Here is a 562-nt window from a genome sequence, read left to right as displayed (position 1 = left end):
GGCCGCCTCGGCGGTCCCGTCGGGCACCTCCTCCTCCAGCCAGGAGGCGAGTGTCCGCTCGGTCGCCGCGAGGAACCGTGCTCCGTCGGGGGTGAGCCTCCCGGACCCGGCCACCGTACGCGCGGCCCCGTGGGCGGCGGAGCGCCAGTGCGCGAAGTCGGCGTGGGCGCGCCGGGCCTCCTCTCCCCGGGCCACCAGGCGGTGGCGGCGCCAGAACCCGGCCACCCCCAGGTGGGCGTACACCCCCTGGAGGAGCCCGGACACGGGCCTGGGGTCCGGGCGCCAGGGCGCGTAATGCGTGCTCCCGTCGTCCGGGAGGGTGAGCGGGACCAGGTCGAGCAGAGCCATGAGTTTGGCGTGCTGCACCTCGTGCGCGAAGGTGAGCGCGAACCACACGGGGCCGGGTGGGCCGGACAGCCCCAGGGCGCCGAAGGCGTGCCGGGCGGTCGCGCTCGTGTGCGCCCCGCCGGGCGCGATCATGGGGGTGAGCGCGACGACGGTGTCGGCGACCTCCTCGGCGATGGTCCAGTGGTCGGTGACCAGGAGTTCCCACGCCTCGCGC

At 76.3% G+C, this 562-nt stretch carries 1 protein-coding gene; it reads right to left on the bottom strand.

The window, feature by feature from the left end:
* On the bottom strand, positions 1-562 hold a 562-nt coding region (locus D471_RS0118000; protein WP_017599902.1), incomplete at both ends, for an HEXXH motif domain-containing protein.

The organism is Nocardiopsis lucentensis DSM 44048, from assembly GCF_000341125.1.
GTDB lineage: Bacteria > Actinomycetota > Actinomycetes > Streptosporangiales > Streptosporangiaceae > Nocardiopsis > Nocardiopsis lucentensis.
This window is presented reverse-complemented; position numbering and strand designations above follow the sequence as displayed.